Below are 18216 nucleotides of genomic sequence, written 5' to 3'. Positions count from 1 at the left end.
CATTCTCTTTATAGGTTTGTAACAGTTTATTAGCTTGTGTGCAGATATATGCTAGAAAAGTCAGTAAGGACAAGTGATTTCTTATATTTTTTTGAAAATTTAGTGTTTTTTATTTACTTTTTTAACATAATGCATCTCATTTTAGAAAAATTCATAAAAAAAGAAGCTCGATTTTATCCAGCTTCTTTTCGTATTTATGGTCTTGCCTTATGCATTTGGTTTAGACGTATCTGTTGAAGGTTGTTTTGAATCTTTATCTTCTTTAGTCTTTTCATCAGATGATTTTTCGCTATCCTTTGATTCTTCAGAAGAAGAGTCGTCTTTTGGTTCTGTCACTTCAGCTGCTTTGACTTCTTTGATAGAACTAACAGATTTTCCAAAATAACTGCTTGGATTAATTGCTACACCATCTTTACGAACTTCAAAATGCACATGTGTTTTTGCTTCTTGATTATATAAGCTTTTTCCAGCTTTTGCGATCGTTTGGCCTTGTTTAACAATATCTCCTACTTCTACATCAGCTTTCTCAAGAGATTGATACTGTGTGACTAAACCATCTTTGTGATCAATTTCTACTACATAACCTAGTAAAGGATCTTTTGTTGCTTTTGTTACTGTACCGCTAGCTGCTGCTACAACATCAAATGATTTATCTCCCTTAACAGCTAAGTCAACACCTGTGTTTGGATGATACGTATTGTTGTAGAAAACTAGTGCTTCTTCTTGCTGTTTTTCAGATGCTTGATCGTCGTAGAAAGGCTTTTTCACGATTGCTGATGCTTCACTAGCGACTGGCATTTTTAAATTTTCAAGTGAAGCATTTACCTCTACAGCGTCGTCTCGATAAGCCGTACCGTCTTGGCTATAGCCGCTTTTGTCTTCTTTGCTAATATCGTTTCCATTAGCTTGAAACCAAAGGACTGCTGTAAGAATAATTGCTGCACTCGCTAAATAGATAGCCGGGAACACCCAACGCTTTCTAACTAATTTTTGAACTTTCGATTTTGGAGAAGTACGTTTCTTTTCTTCCTCTCTCATATATCATCACCTCAGCAATCAGTCTGAACACAATTGAATGAATATATACACAGCGATAAAAAATTTTTTTCGATTATTTTTCAACAGATGAATCTAAAATATACATTTTATTTAAAAAAAGTGAAAACCATAAAAAAAGACCCTGATATAAGGGTCTTTGAATTAGCGTTTAGCTGTCAATTGTGCAACAAACTGATCGTTAGGGGTAATCGCAACACCTGTATAATAATGAGTAACAATATCTTTATACGTTTTTCCTTCCAGTGCCATACCATTTGCTCCGTACTGACTCATCCCAATACCATGTCCATATCCTTTTGTGTTGATGATAATTTCATTACCTTTTTTTGTCCAATGAAAGTCGGCTGACGATAAACCCAATTTTTCCCGAACATCTTTTCCCGACAGTTCTTTACCGTTTATCTTTACGTAATCTACGCGCTGCCCCGGCGTTCTAGAGAGGATTTCACCTACTGATCCACTGTTTGTTAATTTCACTCCAAGCCTCTGTTCAAAGCTAGCAACAGACATTACTTTCTGATTTGTAAATTCTGGGGACTTTTTATCCCATGGACTAGCTACACTTTTTAGATAAGGAATGGAATTCTTCCAATACGCCTCTGAATTTTCAGTGTAACCATTGCTTGTAGAAAAGAACGTAGCATTAATTGGCTTATTTTTATACGTAAGAATTTGACCTTGGGTGTCTTTCACTGCTTCTTGAATTTTTTTGATTTTCCAATCATAGTCTTTGTTCCATCTGCTTCTTAGCTCATCTTTATTTAAATATACTTGGTACTCTACGGTATCAGTCACATCCGCTCCTTGGGGAAGATGACTATTTCCATTCATCATAGTTTGTACAATATAGGTTCTGGCTGCCAAACTTTGAGCCTTAAGTGCTTCAAGCTCAAAAGTAGCAGGCATTTCAGCTGCTACTACCCCTACAAGATAGTCTTCGAGCGGCAGTTTTTCTACTTTTTTCGTTTCCGTACGATAAACACTGACGTCAAGAGGAGACGCTGTCACTTTTTGTAGTTTTTCGGTTTGTGGGGTCTGTTTGACATTTTCATGTAGCTTTCCATCTGTCTTTTCAGTAAAAGGAACAACGAGAAGTGTTGGGATGAGTAACACAACGAAAAAAAAGATGACTCCTAGTACGACGATTGGCTTTGCTTGTTTCATGAACGCCTAGCCTCCATATCTATTATTTTGACAAGGAACACCTATATCCCTATATTCCATATGTATGGAGGTGGACAACCTTTTATGACAGCAAACCGGCCATAAGGGTCGTCCAACGACAAAAAAAGCATCTCGCTATGAGATGCTTTTTTTATGACATATTTATTTCACGTCTGAAGCCTGTTGAGTTTGTTCTACTTGCTTTGTTTCGTCATTTACACGTTCAATATCAGCGCCTAAAGCGGCTAATTTATTGTGGAAATTTACATAACCACGATCAAGGTGTTTTAATTCCGTTACACGCGTATAGCCGTCTGCTACAAGTCCTGCTAATGTTAACGCTGCTGCTGCACGAAGATCTGTTGCTGCTACTTCAGCGCCTTGTAGTTGAGAAGGTCCGTTAATAATAACAGAGCGCCCTTCAATTTTAATATCAGCGTTCATGCGGCGAAACTCTTCTACGTGCATAAAGCGGTTTTCAAAAACTGTTTCTGTAATCATACTTGTGCCTTCTGCTGCTAATAATAATGCCATCATTTGAGATTGCATATCCGTAGGGAAACCTGGATGAGGCATTGTTTTAATATCTACTGATTTTAGCTTTTCAGGTCCTACAACGCGTAAGCCGTCGCCTTCTTCAGTAATTTCAACACCCATTTCTTCCATTTTAGCAACAAGTGAACTGATGTGCTCTGCTACTGCACCGCGTACAAGTACGTTTCCACCTGTAATAGCTGCTGCTACCATGAATGTTCCAGCTTCGATACGATCTGGAATAATTGCATGTTCTGCACCATATAATTTATTAACACCTTCAATACGGATCGTACCAGTTCCTGCACCGCGAACTTTAGCGCCCATTGCGTTTAAGAAGTTTGCTAAGTCGACAATCTCAGGTTCTTTTGCTACGTTTTCCATAATTGTAGTGCCTTCCGCTAATGCTGCTGCCATCATAATATTTTCTGTGGCACCTACACTTGGGAAGTCTAAATAAATTTTAGCACCTTTTAGTCTTCCTTCAACTTTTGCATCAATAAAACCATTTCCTACTTGAACTTTAGCACCCATTGCTTCAAAGCCTTTAAGATGCTGGTCAATCGGTCTTGATCCAATCGCACATCCGCCAGGTAAAGCTACACGAGCCTCACCTGTACGCGCCAATAAAGGACCCATTACAAGTACTGAAGCGCGCATTTTTCTTACATATTCAAAAGGTGCATCTGTTTTTAACTCTCTTGATGCATCTACAACTACACGATTTGTTTCAAAATCTACTTCTGCATTCAGATGTCTTAAAACTTCGCCAATCGTAAATACATCGGAGAGAGCTGGTACATCATTTAGAATTGTTTTTCCTTCACTAGCTAATAAGGTTGCAGTGATAATAGGTAAAACGGCGTTTTTTGCTCCTTCAACTTTAACTGTACCGCTTAATCTATTTCCACCGCGGACGATGATTTTTTCCAAGGTATTCCCCTCCGCGTCCATTTTCTCTATATTAATATTCAGACGTAATGATAGGTGTGCCAACAACTATGGTTGTTTGACCGCCCATTCTTGTCTTGCGTAATGCAATTTGTAAGTTCATTTCCTGCTTTTTCGTTTGAAGAGCTTCTTTCCACAGTCCAGTATATGCTGAAACAGAGGTAAATGACTCTTCCACTAGAGATTCCACTGGTTTAGCATTGAAAGCTCGTAATAGGTCTTGAATTTCAACAGACAAAACACTTTCCATCTTATCATTGATTTCCCCTGTTGCACAAGAGAAAATTATGGGTTCTGATAGGAAAATTTTTTCATAATTTGTCTGAAATACATTTTGAAAATGGGTCATATTTTTTTCTTTTAAACCTTGTCCCGTTACATGATACGATATGTACGCATTGCTGTGTTCATCGATCGCATAAGTTAACAGAATGACTTCGTTCACATCTTCACTTTTGCGTGTACCTATTGCTTTCCATAGGTCTCTTTCCCTCTTCACTTCCCATTTAAAACCTCTAAAATTACTTTTAATAATTTTAGCTTGCGAATAAAAGGTTTTTTGGTCAGTAACAGCTTTTACTTCTTCTCTTGCATACAACGATACTTCAGTTAACGAAACATGCTGCTTATTTAAGGTGTGAACAATCTTCTCAATAGTAGTTTCATTGTTTTGGGCATTGCTCACATAACTTCCATGATATACGAATAAGCCAGTAATGAAAATAGCCAAAAAGACACTAATTTTTTTAAACATTTCGCCACTCCCTTTCCGTACTCACCAGTCTTTCCAGAAGGCGATGATACATACATGAAAAGGGTCGTCATATTTAGACATAGCGACATACATTAGCGTATAAATTCGTATATCTTCAATGAATGAACGTCTATTTTATCATAGACTTATAGCTTGCCAATCATTGAAAAAATGAGGGAATGCGCTGTGACCAAAATAAATAATCCAAAAAGAAATTACTTACTGTTGATGAAATCGTAATGGTCAATAAAATAAGCATTAATTTTGCTTGAAACACATGATTAGGTTTCATCAGCTTTTCAATTTGAAAGCCTTGCAAAGCATACCAAGTAATCACAATAAAAATCAAATGTGAAATCATGGTTAGTAACGTTTGCTGTTCAATTCCTCCAAACAATAAAAGCACTCCTTTTAAACACCATATGAAAAGAAGAGACGATCATCGTCTCTTCTTTTCATATTAAAGCACACTTATGCAAATTCGTAAACGGTAACATGAAAAACATTTATTTTATTCCCTATTTTAAGATCCTTTTCCATTATTGAGCAAAATAAAGAAGATGGATGCGCTTAGTTGAATGGAATATATAATCATAGATGAATGCTATTTGCTCTTCCCCTTTTGTATAATAGAGCAAAAAAGCCCTCTCATTCGTTTGAGAGGGCTTTTTTTAGAACTTACGTTGACTAATATCTAAACGATTGACTGCCCGTTTTAAGGCAATTTCAGCACGCTTAACATCAACGTCGTCTTGTTTGCTATCAAGGCGCATTTCAGCGCGCTTTTTCGCTTCTTCTGCACGAGCTACGTCAATCTCTTCAGCTGTTTCAGCAGCCTGTGCAAGAATTGTTACTTTGTCAGGTCTTACTTCAAGAAATCCTCCGCTAACAGCCACAAGTTCTGTACTGCTTGCTTTCTTCAAGCGGACGGCTCCAATTTGTAAAGGAGCAACCATCGGAATATGGCCATGTAAAATACCAAGCTCACCGCTCTGTGCTCGGGTACTTACCATTTCCACTTCTGATTCGTAAACTGGGCCATCAGGAGTCACTACACTGACATGGATTGTCTTCATTTAAAAAACCTCCTATGTCCCTTAAATTAAACTTCTACTCCCATACGTTTCGCATTTTCAATAACTTCTTCAATGCGACCAACTAAACGGAACGCATCTTCAGGTAAATGATCGTATTTACCTTCCAAGATCTCTTTAAATCCTTTAACAGTTTCTTTTACAGGAACATAAGAACCTTTTTGACCTGTAAATTGTTCTGCTACGTGGAAGTTTTGAGACAAGAAGAATTGAACGCGACGAGCACGTTGTACAACAAGTTTATCTTCATCAGATAACTCATCCATACCTAGGATTGCAATGATATCTTGTAACTCTTTATAACGCTGTAACGTTTGTTGAACTTGACGCGCAATTGCATAGTGCTCTTCTCCAACAATTTCAGGAGATAAAGCGCGAGATGTAGATGCTAATGGATCTACCGCAGGGTAAATACCCATCTCTGATAATTTACGCTCTAAGTTTGTTGTTGCATCTAAGTGAGCAAATGTTGTCGCTGGAGCTGGATCCGTATAGTCATCGGCTGGTACGTAAATCGCTTGAATCGATGTTACAGAACCTACGCTTGTTGACGTGATACGCTCTTGAAGCTGACCCATTTCTGTCGCTAATGTTGGCTGATAACCTACTGCTGATGGCATACGGCCAAGTAATGCTGATACTTCTGAACCCGCTTGTGTGAAACGGAAGATATTATCAATAAAGAATAATACGTCTTGACCTTGTTCGTCACGGAAGTATTCTGCCATTGTTAATCCTGTTAATGCAACACGTTGACGTGCACCAGGTGGCTCATTCATTTGTCCAAATACCATAGCCGTCTTCTTAATAACACCAGAATCTGTCATTTCATGGTATAAGTCATTACCTTCACGCGTACGCTCACCTACACCAGCGAATACTGAAATACCGCCGTGCTCTTGAGCAATGTTATTGATTAATTCTTGAATTAATACTGTTTTACCTACACCGGCACCACCGAATAGACCGATTTTTCCACCTTTAATGTAAGGAGCTAATAAGTCTACTACTTTAATACCTGTTTCAAGAATTTCAGCTTGTGTAGATAGATTTTCGAACTTTGGTGCTTGACGGTGGATTGGATCACGACGTGCACCTGCATCGATTGGGGCGTCTAAGTCGATTTTTTCACCTAATACGTTAAATACACGACCTAACGTAACGTCACCAACTGGTACTGAGATTGCTGCACCTGTATCTTCTACTTCTAATCCACGAACTAAGCCGTCAGTGGATGACATTGCTACTGTACGAACCGTGTTATCACCTAAGTGAATCGCAACTTCTAATGTTAATTCGATTGCAACTTCACTTGCACTGCTCGGTTTATGTGAAATTTTAAGGGCGTTATAAATTGCCGGAAGGTGTCCGTTGTCAAACTTTACGTCTACAACTGGACCCATGATTTGAGTAACGCGTCCTTTTGTCATCGTGTTCCCTCCTAACTTGCTTTTCCATTAAACTTTCTATTCTAACGCTGCCGCTCCGCCAACAATTTCCGTAATTTCCTGGGTAATTGCCGCTTGACGTGCACGGTTATATGACAATGTAAGATTATTGATAAGATCTTTTGCGTTGTCTGTTGCACTTTTCATCGCTGTCATACGAGCAGCATGCTCACTTGCTTTTCCATCAAGCAGGCCGCCGTAAATTAAACTCTCTGCATACTGAGGAAGTAATACTTCTAAAATCTCTTCTTGTGATGGTTCAAATTCATAACCAACAAGTTTACCAGAAGGTTGAAGATCTGTTAGAGGCAATAACTTCTTCTCCGTCACTTCTTGTGAAATCGTATTGATAAAGTGATTGTAGTATAAGTAAAGTTCATCAAACGTACCGTCCGCAAACATTTGAACTGTTTGTGAAGCGATTCCTTGAATGTCAGCAAAAGCTGGCTGATCTGCTAAGCCTGTGATTTCAAGCAAAACCGGAATACCGCGTTTTACAAAGAAATCTCTCCCTACTCGTCCAATTGCAATCACACCGTATTCATCAGGTGATTGATGGCGTTCTTCAATAGCTTGAGATACTTTTCGCAAAATATTACTGTTATATGCTCCTGCTAGACCGCGATCTGAAGTGATTACGATGTAACCAGTTTTCTTCACACTGCGCGCAGTTAACATTGGATGTGAAGCGCCTCTGCTGCCTAGGGCTACGCTTGAGACTACCTCTTGAATTTTTTCCATGTATGGAACAAACGATTTTGCATTTTGTTCCGCTCTATTCAGCTTTGCAGCTGAAACCATTTCCATTGCTTTCGTAATCTGGCTCGTTTTTTTCGTCGATGTGATTCGAGTTTGTATATCACGTAATGATGCCAAAGGTTTCACCACCTTGTTTTAGAAGATCACGTGGTATGAAAGGTGAACAAATGTTCACCTTCACCTTATTGAAAGATTGTCTTAACATACCATGCTGACAATATATTATTCAGATGCAATAAATGTTTTCTTGAATTCTTCAAGTGCTGATTCGAATACGCCAGCTTCAGGAAGACCACCAGTTGTACGGATTGATTCAAGTACTTCTTTACGGTTTGACTCTAACCATGTTAAGTACTCGTCTTCAAAGCGCGTAATATCTGATACTGGAACATCATCTAAGAAGCCTTTTGTTAATGCGTAAAGCACAGCTACTTGTTTTTCTACGCGAAGCGGTTTGTGTAAACCTTGTTTTAAGATTTCAACTGTACGCGCTCCTCGATTTAATTTTGCTTGAGTTGCTTGGTCAAGATCAGAACCGAACTGAGCAAACGATTCAAGCTCACGATAAGATGCAAGGTCTAGACGCAGTGTACCTGCTACCTTTTTCATCGCTTTAATTTGTGCAGATCCCCCTACACGTGATACAGAAAGACCAGCATTAATCGCAGGACGTACGCCTGAGAAGAATAGATCTGACTGTAAGAAAATTTGTCCGTCTGTAATCGAAATTACGTTCGTTGGGATATAAGCAGATACGTCTCCTGCTTGCGTTTCAATAAATGGAAGAGCTGTTAATGAACCTCCACCTTTTGCGTCCGATAACTTTGCCGCACGCTCTAATAAACGAGAGTGCAGGTAGAATACATCCCCTGGATACGCTTCACGACCCGGAGGACGGCGTAATAGTAATGAAAGTTCACGATAAGCTGATGCTTGTTTTGTTAAGTCATCGTAAATAACAAGTACGTGCTTACCGTTATACATAAACTCTTCACCCATTGTTACCCCAGCGTATGGCGCTAAGAATAATAGTGGAGCTGGTTGTGAAGCTGATGCTGTTACAACGATTGTGTAATCTAGAGCACCGTGTTTACGCAATGTCTCTACTACGTTACGAACTGTTGATTCTTTTTGGCCAATCGCTACATAGATACATACCATATCTTGATCTTTTTGATTTAAGATTGTATCGATTGCTACCGATGTTTTACCCGTTTGGCGGTCACCGATAATTAACTCACGCTGTCCACGACCGATCGGCACAAGTGCGTCAATCGCCTTGATACCTGTTTGAAGCGGCTCATGTACTGATTTACGATCCATAACGCCAGGTGCAGCACCTTCAATTGGACGTGTTTTTGTTGTTTCTACTGGGCCTAGTCCGTCTACTGGCTGACCTAATGAGTTAACAACACGACCGATTAACTGCTCCCCTACCGGAACTTCCATGATGCGTCCTGTACGGCGAACTTCATCACCTTCACGAATTTCCGTATATGGTCCTAAAATAATGATACCTACATTGTTTTCTTCTAAGTTTTGTGCCATTCCCATGACACCATTTGAAAATTCAACCAGTTCTCCAGCCATGACATTGTCGAGGCCATGAGCACGTGCGATACCGTCCCCAACTTGGATAACAGTACCTACATCACTCACTTTAATCTCAGACTGATAGTTTTCAATTTGCTGCTTGATCAGCGCACTAATTTCTTCAGCTTTGATGCTCATGAATTTCACCCCTATCTACGATCTGTGTGCAAGAAGTCCTCGTTGGATCGTTTCTAATTTGCTGCTAATGCTGCCATCATAGATACGATTACCAATGCGAAGCTTCACGCCGCCGATTAGGCTTTTATCTACTATATTTGAAATATTTAACGTATGTTTTCCAACTTTAGAAGCAAATGATTGCGAGATTGCTCTTTTCTCATCTGCACTTAAAGGTTTGACAGAATAAACAGTTGCATCTGCCACGCCACGTACTTCGTTCGCTAGGAAACGATACTCTTGTACCATTTCGCTAACAATTTGAATGCGGTGACGCTCTAATAATAGAAGAACCGTATGTTGAACAGTTGGTGAAAGTTCAGCAAATGCCTCACTTACAAACTGTTTTTTTCGCTCAATTGTAATTTTTGGATGAGTTAATACATCCATTAATTCAGGTGTTTTAGCAAACACCTCTTCAACGATTTGTAGCTGGTCTTGCATTTCATCGATCATCTGTTTTTCTGTTGCTAATTGAAAAAGAGCTAGTGCATAGCGTTTGGCTACAGCTGGTTGACTCATCGTACATCCCCTACTTCTTGGATATATTCATGAATTAACTTCTCTTGATCTTGTTCAGAAAGTTCTTTTTCAATAACTTTCGACGCAATTAAAACAGATAATGAAGCAACTTGCTCACGTAACGCAGCAACTGCTTGATCTTTTTGCTGTTCGATTTCTTGTTTTGCTGCAGCTTTTAGACGCTCAGACTCTTCGCGTGCTGCCGCAATGATTTCTTCTTTTTTATCTTCTGCAGACTTTCTAGCGTTTTCCATCATTACTTGCACTTCTTGACGAGATTGCTTTAAGATTTCACGCTGCTCTTCAACAAGCTTCTTCGCTTCCTCATTTTGCTTTTCTGCTTCATCAATCTCACCGGCAATATGCTCTTCACGTTTTTTCATGATTCCCATTACAGGACCAAACGCGAATTTTTGAAGTAACGCAAGTAGGATAAGGAACATCACTAATTGGAAAAGAATATCTCCACCATTAATGCCTGCTGCTCCTAACACAAACATGTTCGACACGGCCATGTTCACTCCCTTCAGAGACTCCACATATATAATTTACTTATTAAAGACATAAAGTAATGGCGAAGGTTCTTTTGAATGATCTTCGCCACATGTAACACATTATTATTTACCTTGTACCATGAATGCAATAACTACGGCGATAATTGGAAGCGCCTCAACTAAGGCAACCCCAACGAACATCATTGAAGTTAATGTACCACGTGCTTCTGGTTGGCGAGCTGTGCCTTCAATCGTCTTAGAAACGATAAGACCGTTACCAATACCAGCACCTAGTGCCGCTAAACCAATCGCAATTGCAGATGCTATTAAACCCATTTTATAAAGTCCTCCCTTAATATATATGATTTTGTTTAACAAAGTTTTGTTTTGTCCAAATTGGGTATTACTTGAACAAAGCTTTATAAATTAATGGTCGCTACTCACTTTGTGAGATAAATAAACCATCGTTAACATTGTGAAAATGAAGGCCTGAATTGCGCCTACAAAAATACTAAATCCTTGCCATAAAAGCATTGGAATAGCAGCTCCAATTGTACCTAAGAAGCCTGTTGTTGCTAAACCAGCTAGCAAGCTTAACAAAATTTCCCCAGCATAAATATTACCGTAAAGACGAAGGCCAAGCGTTAACGTATTGGCAAACTCCTCGATAATCTTAAGCGGGAATAAAAATGCCATTGGCTTGAAGTAATCTTTCGTGTATGCAGAGAAACCTCGCATTTTAATACCATAATAATGTGATAGTACAACTACCATAACGGCTAACGTCAGCGTAATTGCTGGATCAGCGGTTGGCGATTTCCACCATAAGTTATGGTCAATCACGATGGCAAATGGAAGACCCAACATATTTGACACAAAAATGTACATAAGTAAAGTTACACCTAGCGTCAAAAAGCGGCCACCTGTTTTCCAATCCATATTGCTATTAACGAGTCCTTTAACAAAATCTAAGACCCATTCAATAAAGTTTTGTGCACCGCTTGGCTTCATAGCAAGAGTACGAGTACATAAAACTGCAATTAAGAATACAATAACAGAAGCTACGGTAACCATAAGCAAGTTACTTTGACTAAAAGTAAGGCCTAGAAACTCTATAGTTGGTGATTCATGACCCAACTGTGTTCACCTCTCTTTCTATCTTCTACGCATATTTTGAACAACTAAATCTATGATAATGACAACATAATACGTCATTAATCCCACAACTACACTAATAATATGAAAGGTTTTTGGATAAGAGATGGTAATCACAACTGCGAGAGCAGCTGTTGCAAATCTTACAACAGTCCCAATTGAACGGGGCTTTTTCCCCTCATCCAACGCCTGTCCAAACTGCTCAAACTTTCTTACCAAGTTCCACAAATTATACAAACTCAGGGCGGTTCCTAAAATTAAACCTGCAAAAACAGCCTTATAACTTGTAAATCCCCAGCCGAGAACGTATAATGCTAACAAATACAATATGTATGAACGAAGTCTTGGAAAAACGTGCTGCAAATCCTGCATGAATTATTAATCTCCTGAAAAAAAATGGTGGACTGTCCGCAGCATCATAAAAACACCTGCTGCTAGCCCTGAAAGAAGGCCTAAAATCAAAAATAGTGGTTCGGTATCAAGCCATTGATCAGCCCATCTCCCAGAGAATAAGCCAATTAAGACTGAACCTGCTAACTGTGATAGAATGATTGACACTAATGCCATCGCTTGCAAAGGATGACGGTTGCGATCTTTCATAAGCTCATACCCCTTTTGCAAAATTTTCTTTTTTCCGAATTCTCTATCGTTTTTATAGCTCAATATATGATAGAAGGGCAAAAAAAATTGCTAAAAAAGGTAAAAACAGCTAATAAAATACGCAGAAATATCAACGGTTTTCACAGGTTGAAAACCTTATCATTTATATTCCCTGTAAGCATACAATAGCGTATATTTAATGTCAATGTGTTTAAGCTAAAAACTTCACAATCTCTTCTTATTGTTCACATTTCTGCCACACATAAAACCTCTTCAAATGAAAACATTTAAAGAGGTTCATTCAATCGTTATTGTACTGTGTACAACCTGCTCTTGTCTATGCTTTTTCACAAATGCAAATATTTGGTACGACCCCGGTACAAGCGATTCATCGATCGTTATTTTTCGTTTTCTCATGCCTCTTTCTACATCAACGTCAACATCTAAATACGATATAAACTGTAAAGACTGCTTATCAAAAAGAGCAACGCCTAACTCATCTGCTCCTTCAGGCAAAAACAGTTCATAACTATACGTATTTTTCTCTTTTTCCGCTGCTACTTGCAATCCCATGACACGAGGATAATCTGGAATGCTAACCATGTACATATAAGGAAGCGAAAATGTTTCACGTGAATCATTTATTTCCAAATATCCGTCATATATACCTTTATTTTTAAAACGGGGCTGCACCGATAAAGTGACAGCTATTTCTTTTGTCTGATGTGGCTGCACCGTGACGGGTAATGGAACATCCCAGTTCACTCCTTCATCCCTTTTCGGAACGTTTAAGCGATACGTTTTTGCTTTATCAGACTGGTTATCAATTTTAAATGATAAGACTTTCTTTGATGGGCGCGTAAAAATACCGAAAGATAAAGAAGATGGATAAAATAAAGAGTCTGCTGTGACAGCTTTTGCTATTTGAATTCTCCCGGCTCCTTGTTCATATACGCGATACGTTTGACCGTTTAGCTGCTGCATTACTTTACTTGTGTTCATCAATGAAGCTTTGACTTGTTCAGGAGACCAGTTCGGGTGAGCTTGTAAAATAAGAGCACACGCTCCAGCTACATGGGGCGCAGCCATACTTGTGCCATGCATGCGTTCATATCCCCCGGGAACTGTACTATTAATGAAGTAACCAGGTGCGACGACGTCCGGCTTGATTCCCCAAGTAGTCGTTACAGGCCCTCTTGAACTGAAAGATGTAAGCAAGTCTTGAACCACTTGCTTGCCAGTGCGTAAGTATGGCTGTTGAGACTGAATGTGTTGATTAATGATATCACCGCTTTTTTTACTTACCCATATCACTGGAATATTTACTGACTCTTTTAGTTTACCGATTATGCTTTTTTCAGTCGGACTATATAAAATAACGGCTTTTGCTCCTGCCTGTTCAGCTTGTTTAATCTTTTTTTCAACCGCATTTCCTTCTGCTTTTAGCAAAATGACGTTGCCCAACGCATGCTTTTGCTCTTTGGAGTATTGTTCATTTATTACACGCAGCGTTTGATTAAACGTCCATGGACGAGACCCTTCTACTGGCGCCATCATAATTTTTTCTTTGTTAAATCCAATTGTTAGAAATTGAACTGTCGTCGGGGAAACAGAAGCGCCAACGGAAATAGCTTTTCCCGCTGTACCCGGAGAGCCCACCGTCCATAAACCTGGACCTGAATTGCCGCTGGATGTAACCGTTACAATTCCTTTTTCAACAGCTCGATCTAACGCTAAGCTTGTTGGTAAATCCGGACCATTCACATCATTTCCTAATGATAAATTAATAATATCTACATCATCTTGAATTGCTTTTTCGATAGCTAGAATAACACTTTCAGACGTTCCAGCTCCTCCTGGTCCAAGAGCTCGGTATGCGTAGATCTCCGATTGAGGTGCTACACCTTTAATATTTCCATTTGCTGCAATAATACCGGCTACATGAGTGCCATGCAGAGTAGGCTCTCCTTGCTCCCGAGTGGTTTCCATCGGCTCATAATCTTTATCTATTACATCATACCCTCCCCTGTAGGTTTGTTTTAAATCGGGATGAGAATAATCAACACCCGTATCGATGACGCCTACTTTGATCCCTTTTCCTGTTAAGCGCTGATTATGAGTATCAAATAAGCCTCTTACCTGTTCTGAGCCAATGAAGGTTACACTATTTTCTTCTGCAACCTGGTAGTTTTTAATAGAATGTGAACCAATAATAGAAGGATTATGAGATAGTTTTTCCAAATCCGAGATGGAGCCATTTAATGAAAGTCCTGTAAATACCGTTTGAAATTCGCTCTTAATCTTTATATTAGGATAATTTTTTTGTAGCTGACTTTTAAATTCCGCGAATTTTTCTTTTTCAACCATGACAATTATTGATTTTTCCTGATGATTCATTTCTTGTTTTATAGAAGGAAATGTCGGATTGAGCGACATTTGCCCTCCCCCGCTCCCTAATATAAAGCTAAGCATTAACCATTTAATCCACATAAAAAAACACCTCTCACACTATCGTGTCTCAAAGAGACACTTTTCATGTGAAAGGTGTTTAGAAATCTTACGAAAGCGGATTAAAAGCTTCCGGTCTGTTTTCCCGGCGGTTGAAATAGTAGCTAATAGCATCACAAATACGTTTAGAAGCTAAGCCATCTCCGTAAGGATTCGATGCTTGTGACATTTGCTTATATACGTCTTCATCTATTAACAGCTCTTTTGCTAGCGTATAAATTGTTTCTTCTTCCGTTCCTGCTAGTTTGAGCGTTCCTGCTTCAATTCCTTCCGGTCGCTCTGTTGTATCACGAAGTACCAATACAGGTACGCCTAATGAAGGAGCTTCTTCTTGAACACCGCCCGAATCTGTCAAAATAATATGAGCGCGCTCAGCGAAGTTATGGAAGTCAATTACATCTAACGGTTCAATTAAATGAATGCGTGGGTCATTTCCTAAGATATCGTTTGCTGTTTCTCTAACTACCGGATTCAAATGAACAGGATACACAACTTGCACATCTTCATGTTCATCCACAATACGTTTAACAGCACGGAACATGTTTTTCATTGGTTCGCCTAAATTTTCGCGGCGATGCGCCGTTAATAAAATGAGACGATCATCTCCCAATTTCGTTAACACTTCATGCTCATATGTCTCTTTTACTGTCGTTTTTAACGCATCGATAGCTGTGTTTCCAGTCACAAAGATCCGCTCTTCTTTTTTATTCTCTGCTTGCAAATTAGCTGCAGACTTATCGGTTGGAGCAAAGTGCAAATCAGCGAGAACGCCTGTAAGCTGACGGTTCATTTCTTCCGGATATGGAGAATATTTATTCCATGTGCGCAAACCTGCTTCAACATGTCCCACCTGAATTTGATTATAAAAAGCTGCTAGTCCGGCAATAAACGTCGTAGTTGTATCGCCGTGTACAAGTACGATGTCCGGCTTTACTTTTTTCATTACGTCGTCCAAACCTTCTAATCCTCTGGTCGTTACGTCCATAAGAGTTTGGCGATCTTTCATAATGTTAAGGTCATAGTCAGGCTGAATGTCAAAAATGCTCAATACTTGGTCTAACATTTCACGGTGCTGAGCCGTTACCGTAACAATCGCTTCGAACTCCTCCGGTCGCTTTTTAAGCTCTAGAACTAGAGGGGCCATTTTAATTGCTTCTGGTCTTGTCCCGAATATCGTCATTACTTTAATTGGCTGCTTCATGTTCATCACCCGAATCTACAAATTATTTTGTACCGAATAAACGATCCCCTGCATCACCTAAACCTGGAACAATATATCCATGGTCATTTAATTTTTCATCTAATGCCGCAATGTAAATATCTACGTCAGGGTGTGCTTCTTTTACGATTTCCACGCCTTCAGGAGCAGCAATTAAACACATAAATTTAATGTTTTTAGCGCCTCTTTTTTTAAGAGAGTTGATTGCTTCTACAGCTGACCCTCCTGTTGCAAGCATAGGATCTACTACAATAAAGTCACGCTCTTCTACATCATTAGGCAGCTTTACATAATATTCAACAGGCTGTAATGTTTCTGGATCACGATATAAGCCAACGTGTCCAACTTTAGCAGCTGGCATTAGTTTTAAAAATCCATCTACCATGCCGATACCAGCACGAAGAATTGGAACGATACCAAGCTTTTTCCCTGCAATAACTTTTGACTTTGTTTTGCAAACCGGTGTTTCAATTTCAACGTCTTCTAGCGGTAAATCACGTGTCGCTTCAAAAGCCATTAAGCTTGCCACTTCATCAACTAATTCACGAAACTCTTTCGTTCCCGTTTTTACATCGCGTATGTAAGTTAATTTGTGTTGAATAAGCGGGTGATCAAATACGTATACTTTGCCCATTGATATCTCTCCTTATATATAAAGATGTACACATTAAAATACCATTCAACGAATTGAATGGTACGTACTAGTAAAAACATATCTCTTGCTAATTAAATTTATACATTGCATTCATTTTACAGAAAAAAGTTTTTGAGTTCAAGCATTATTCAAAAAATGATTGAATTGCTACCACTTTCTCCATAAAAAAACAGGCACAAAGGCCTGTCTCTCTTAAAGTGATTTATACATTTCAAACTTGCTTGTTAAAGCTTCAACGCGTGTTTTAGCTTCAGCTAGCTTTTCTTCATCTTCAATATTTTTAAGCGTTAATCCGATGATAGAAGCAATTTCATCCATCTCTTCTAAGCCAAATCCGCGAGTTGTAACCGCAGCTGTACCAATACGGATACCGCTTGTTACAAATGGGCTTTGCTCATCGTAAGGAATTGTATTTTTGTTTGTTGTAATACCTACATCATCAAGTGCTTTTTCAGCTACTTTACCTGTCAAATTCATTGAACTTACGTCGATTAACACAAGGTGATTGTCTGTTCCTTCAGATACAAGAGCAAATCCTTCTTTCTTTAATCCTTCTGCTAAACGATTAGCATTGTCGATGATATTTTGAGCATAGTGCTTAAATTCATCTTGTAGTGCTTCACCAAATGCTACTGCTTTTGCAGCGATAACGTGCATCAATGGGCCACCTTGAATACCAGGGAAGATTGACTTATCAATCTTTTTCGCAAATTCTTCTTTACATAAAATCATACCGCCGCGTGGTCCGCGCAGTGTTTTATGTGTTGTAGTTGTAACGAAATGAGCATGTGGCACAGGATTTTGATGAAGTCCTGCAGCTACTAGACCAGCAATATGAGCCATGTCTACCATTAAATAAGCGCCTACTTCATCAGCGATTTCACGGAAACGCTTGAAGTCGATTGCGCGTGGATATGCGCTTGCACCAGCCACAATTAATTTTGGCTTATGTGTACGCGCTTTTTCTAATACATCATCGTAGTTAATACGATGTGTTTCACGATCTACGCCATATTCGATGAAATTGTACTGAACACCACTAAAGTTAACAGGACTTCCGTGCGTTAAGTGACCGCCGTGCGATAAATTCATACCAAGTACTGTGTCTCCAGCCTCTAAAACAGTGAAGTATACAGCCATGTTTGCTTGTGCACCTGAGTGAGGTTGAACATTCACATGCTCTGCTCCGAAAATTTCTTTTGCACGATCACGAGCTAAGTCTTCTACTACGTCTACGTGTTCACAGCCGCCGTAGTAACGTTTAGCTGGATAGCCTTCAGCATATTTATTTGTTAAAACTGAACCTTGTGCTTCCATTACCGCTGTTGTTACAAAGTTTTCTGAAGCAATTAGCTCAATCTTAGTACGTTGTCTTTGTAATTCATCCTTAATCGCATTATAAACTGCTGGATCTTGTTGCATTAGTTGTTTCTCCATCAAAATCCTCTCCTCATTTCGTATTCGCAATGTTCGTTATTTGTTGATTCAACTACATTGTAACATGATTTATTTAGAATAAAAAAGAAAAAA

19 protein-coding genes are annotated in these 18216 nt (G+C 39.1%); all 19 read right to left on the bottom strand.

The annotated features are described in order from the left end of the window. Positions 1 to 207 precede the first annotated feature (207 nt). Positions 208 to 1038 (bottom strand): stage II sporulation protein SpoIIQ, encoded by an 831-nt coding sequence (locus tag AC1D0Y_RS17920; protein WP_028409695.1) that lies wholly within the window; start codon positions 1036 to 1038, stop codon positions 208 to 210. A gap of 162 nt (positions 1039 to 1200) precedes the next feature. Then, positions 1201 to 2223 (bottom strand): stage II sporulation protein D, encoded by a 1023-nt coding sequence (spoIID, locus tag AC1D0Y_RS17915; protein WP_477707827.1) that lies wholly within the window; start codon positions 2221 to 2223, stop codon positions 1201 to 1203. Between the two features lie 162 nt (positions 2224 to 2385). Continuing rightward, positions 2386 to 3690 carry a UDP-N-acetylglucosamine 1-carboxyvinyltransferase gene (murA, locus tag AC1D0Y_RS17910; RefSeq protein ID WP_013059795.1) on the bottom strand — a complete coding sequence of 435 codons (1305 nt, stop codon included), beginning with the start codon at positions 3688 to 3690 and terminating at the stop codon, positions 2386 to 2388. 31 nt (positions 3691 to 3721) lie between these two features. Beyond that, complete coding sequence (locus AC1D0Y_RS17905) at positions 3722 to 4462, bottom strand: YwmB family TATA-box binding protein (protein WP_028409697.1); 741 nt, start codon at positions 4460 to 4462, stop codon at positions 3722 to 3724. 160 nt (positions 4463 to 4622) lie between these two features. Then, positions 4623 to 4859, bottom strand: a complete 237-nt coding sequence (locus tag AC1D0Y_RS17900; protein WP_013059797.1) for a DUF1146 family protein — start codon at positions 4857 to 4859, stop codon at positions 4623 to 4625. A 274-nt stretch (positions 4860 to 5133) separates the two neighbouring features. After that, the gene (locus AC1D0Y_RS17895; RefSeq protein WP_013059798.1) at positions 5134 to 5538 is read right to left on the bottom strand and encodes a F0F1 ATP synthase subunit epsilon; all 405 of its coding nucleotides are present in this window, start codon (positions 5536 to 5538) and stop codon (positions 5134 to 5136) included. Between the two features lie 26 nt (positions 5539 to 5564). Next, entirely contained in the window at positions 5565 to 6986 is a 1422-nt protein-coding gene (gene atpD / locus AC1D0Y_RS17890; protein WP_013059799.1) for a F0F1 ATP synthase subunit beta, read from the bottom strand. Positions 6987 to 7022: 36 nt separating this feature from the next. Further along, entirely contained in the window at positions 7023 to 7880 is an 858-nt protein-coding gene (locus AC1D0Y_RS17885) for a F0F1 ATP synthase subunit gamma (protein WP_013059800.1), read from the bottom strand. Positions 7881 to 7985: 105 nt separating this feature from the next. Then, on the bottom strand, positions 7986 to 9494 hold the full coding sequence (atpA, locus tag AC1D0Y_RS17880) for a F0F1 ATP synthase subunit alpha (protein WP_013085461.1): 1509 nt from the start codon (positions 9492 to 9494) through the stop codon (positions 7986 to 7988). 15 nt (positions 9495 to 9509) lie between these two features. Then, a complete protein-coding gene (locus tag AC1D0Y_RS17875) occupies positions 9510 to 10055 on the bottom strand; it encodes a F0F1 ATP synthase subunit delta (protein ID WP_050690856.1) in 546 nt (181 codons plus the stop codon). Next, a complete protein-coding gene (locus tag AC1D0Y_RS17870; RefSeq protein WP_013085463.1) occupies positions 10052 to 10570 on the bottom strand; it encodes a F0F1 ATP synthase subunit B in 519 nt (172 codons plus the stop codon). The genes AC1D0Y_RS17875 and AC1D0Y_RS17870 overlap by 4 nt, the downstream gene beginning before the upstream one ends. Before the next feature lie 102 nt (positions 10571 to 10672). Next, positions 10673 to 10885, bottom strand: a complete 213-nt coding sequence (gene atpE / locus AC1D0Y_RS17865; protein WP_013059804.1) for a F0F1 ATP synthase subunit C — start codon at positions 10883 to 10885, stop codon at positions 10673 to 10675. Between the two features lie 90 nt (positions 10886 to 10975). Continuing rightward, on the bottom strand, positions 10976 to 11686 hold the full coding sequence (atpB, locus tag AC1D0Y_RS17860; protein ID WP_013059805.1) for a F0F1 ATP synthase subunit A: 711 nt from the start codon (positions 11684 to 11686) through the stop codon (positions 10976 to 10978). An 18-nt stretch (positions 11687 to 11704) separates the two neighbouring features. Further along, positions 11705 to 12076, bottom strand: coding sequence for an ATP synthase subunit I (locus tag AC1D0Y_RS17855; RefSeq protein WP_013059806.1), 372 nt, complete (start codon positions 12074 to 12076; stop codon positions 11705 to 11707). Positions 12077 to 12082: 6 nt separating this feature from the next. After that, a complete protein-coding gene (locus AC1D0Y_RS17850; protein WP_013085464.1) occupies positions 12083 to 12304 on the bottom strand; it encodes an AtpZ/AtpI family protein in 222 nt (73 codons plus the stop codon). 297 nt (positions 12305 to 12601) lie between these two features. Then, positions 12602 to 14794, bottom strand: a complete 2193-nt coding sequence (locus tag AC1D0Y_RS17845; RefSeq protein WP_253351985.1) for a S8 family serine peptidase — start codon at positions 14792 to 14794, stop codon at positions 12602 to 12604. Positions 14795 to 14861: 67 nt separating this feature from the next. Then, positions 14862 to 16013, bottom strand: coding sequence for a non-hydrolyzing UDP-N-acetylglucosamine 2-epimerase (wecB, locus tag AC1D0Y_RS17840; RefSeq protein WP_016765923.1), 1152 nt, complete (start codon positions 16011 to 16013; stop codon positions 14862 to 14864). A 22-nt stretch (positions 16014 to 16035) separates the two neighbouring features. Next, a complete protein-coding gene (upp, locus tag AC1D0Y_RS17835) occupies positions 16036 to 16665 on the bottom strand; it encodes a uracil phosphoribosyltransferase (RefSeq protein WP_013059810.1) in 630 nt (209 codons plus the stop codon). A 213-nt stretch (positions 16666 to 16878) separates the two neighbouring features. After that, positions 16879 to 18123, bottom strand: a complete 1245-nt coding sequence (locus tag AC1D0Y_RS17830) for a serine hydroxymethyltransferase (protein WP_013059811.1) — start codon at positions 18121 to 18123, stop codon at positions 16879 to 16881. Positions 18124 to 18216: the final 93 nt, after the last annotated feature.

It is taken from the genome of Priestia sp. P1_B12_1, from assembly GCF_056406695.1.
The sequence above is the reverse complement of the archived record's forward strand: the minus strand, read 5'-3'. Positions and strand labels throughout refer to the sequence as shown.

Bases quoted from the DNA above. Each gene is read 5' to 3' on its own strand.
- AC1D0Y_RS17920 (WP_028409695.1), bottom strand. From the start codon at position 1,038: ATGAGAGAGGAAGAAAAGAAACGTACTTCTCCAAAATCGAAAGTTCAA.
- spoIID (WP_477707827.1), bottom strand. From the start codon at position 2,223: ATGAAACAAGCAAAGCCAATCGTCGTACTAGGAGTCATCTTTTTTTTC.
- AC1D0Y_RS17905 (WP_028409697.1), bottom strand. From the start codon at position 4,462: ATGTTTAAAAAAATTAGTGTCTTTTTGGCTATTTTCATTACTGGCTTA.
- AC1D0Y_RS17895 (WP_013059798.1), bottom strand. From the start codon at position 5,538: ATGAAGACAATCCATGTCAGTGTAGTGACTCCTGATGGCCCAGTTTAC.
- atpD (WP_013059799.1), bottom strand. From the start codon at position 6,986: ATGACAAAAGGACGCGTTACTCAAATCATGGGTCCAGTTGTAGACGTA.
- atpA (WP_013085461.1), bottom strand. From the start codon at position 9,494: ATGAGCATCAAAGCTGAAGAAATTAGTGCGCTGATCAAGCAGCAAATT.
- AC1D0Y_RS17875 (WP_050690856.1), bottom strand. From the start codon at position 10,055: ATGAGTCAACCAGCTGTAGCCAAACGCTATGCACTAGCTCTTTTTCAA.
- AC1D0Y_RS17870 (WP_013085463.1), bottom strand. From the start codon at position 10,570: ATGGCCGTGTCGAACATGTTTGTGTTAGGAGCAGCAGGCATTAATGGT.
- atpE (WP_013059804.1), bottom strand. From the start codon at position 10,885: ATGGGTTTAATAGCATCTGCAATTGCGATTGGTTTAGCGGCACTAGGT.
- AC1D0Y_RS17855 (WP_013059806.1), bottom strand. From the start codon at position 12,076: ATGCAGGATTTGCAGCACGTTTTTCCAAGACTTCGTTCATACATATTG.
- AC1D0Y_RS17850 (WP_013085464.1), bottom strand. From the start codon at position 12,304: ATGAAAGATCGCAACCGTCATCCTTTGCAAGCGATGGCATTAGTGTCA.
- AC1D0Y_RS17845 (WP_253351985.1), bottom strand. From the start codon at position 14,794: ATGTGGATTAAATGGTTAATGCTTAGCTTTATATTAGGGAGCGGGGGA.
- wecB (WP_016765923.1), bottom strand. From the start codon at position 16,013: ATGAAGCAGCCAATTAAAGTAATGACGATATTCGGGACAAGACCAGAA.
- upp (WP_013059810.1), bottom strand. From the start codon at position 16,665: ATGGGCAAAGTATACGTATTTGATCACCCGCTTATTCAACACAAATTA.
- AC1D0Y_RS17830 (WP_013059811.1), bottom strand. From the start codon at position 18,123: ATGGAGAAACAACTAATGCAACAAGATCCAGCAGTTTATAATGCGATT.